Origin of the sequence: Peptoniphilus sp. oral taxon 836 str. F0141 (assembly GCF_000179335.1) — a bacterium.
GTDB classification, from domain to species: Bacteria; Bacillota; Clostridia; order Tissierellales; family Peptoniphilaceae; genus Peptoniphilus_A; species Peptoniphilus_A lacrimalis.
In genome coordinates this window covers 1-1243 of record NZ_AEAA01000049.1, presented here as the reverse complement: position 1 = coordinate 1243, position 1243 = coordinate 1, and the positions used below count along the sequence as shown (strand labels likewise).

At 30.5% G+C, this 1243-nt stretch carries 1 protein-coding gene; it reads left to right on the top strand.

The genetic code is table 11. From position 1 onward, the window contains the following. On the top strand, positions 1-1243 hold a 1243-nt coding region (locus HMPREF9131_RS01975), incomplete at both ends, for an ABC transporter ATP-binding protein (protein ID WP_009345088.1).

Sequence of the window (1243 nt, the reverse complement as noted above, 5' to 3'; positions counted from 1 at the left end):
CATGAGATTTCAACTTTAATTTCTCACAATTTAGCATTTCGCATAATAGAGGATGAGAGGAAGAAACTTGTAAGAAAAATTAATAGATTATCAATGGGAGAGATTGAAAAACGATCTAGTGGAGAATGGACTCAGTTTATGGTAGAAACTTTGAATAAAATTGAGCAACCGATAGCTCATGTTATTCCTGAAGTAATAGCTAATCTTATCATTCCAATCGCTTTAGTAGTTATTATTTTTATAATGGATTGGAGGATTGGAATTGCAAATCTTATTACATTACCACTAGGGGTGTTATTTTCAATTCTAATGATGGGTGGATATGAAGAAAAATCACGAAATTATCAAGAAGCCGCAAAAAACATGAATACAACAGCTGTTGAATATATTAGAGGTATTCAAGTTATAAAGGCATTCAATAAATCTGCATCATCATATGGAAAATTTGTAGATGCTGTAAATAGTAATAGAGACAGTATGCTAAATTGGTATTTAAGTGTTTGTTTCTATATGACAGCAGCAATGGAAGTTTTACCATCAACTTTATTATTTGTTTTACCAACTTCTTTATACTTGTATATGAATGGAAGTATTGAAGTAGGCAATCTAATAATGTGTGTTTTATTATCTTATGCTTGCTACAAACCTTTGATTAAAGCTATGAGTCATATGGATACAATGGCGAATGTAAGAGTTGTAATAGATGAAATAAAAAATGTTATGGAGTTACCAGAGTTAGAACGAGGTAATGGAGAGGAAAAAATAAGATCATACGATATTAATTTTGAAAATGTATGTTTTGCCTATAATGATAAGAAAAAAGTTTTTGATAACTTATCCTTTAGTGCAAAAGAAAATAAACTTACAGCTATTGTTGGTTATTCTGGCGGTGGAAAATCCACTATTGCTAAGCTAATTGCGGGATATTGGAATATTAATAAAGGGAAAATATCCATAGGAAATGTAAATCTTAAAGATGTTTCTCTTGAAAAGAACATGGAACTTGTAACCTATGTATCACAAGAAAATTATCTATTTAGAAAAAGTATTATAGATAATATGAGAATGGCAAATCAAAATGCTAGTATTGAAGAGATAAAAGACGCTTGTAAAAAAGCTTCTTGTCATGACTTTATTATGAGTCTTCCTAATGGATATGAAACCATAATTGGAGAATCTGGGAGCAACTTGTCTGGAGGAGAGAGACAAAGACTTACAATAGCAAGAGCTTTGCTTAAAGATA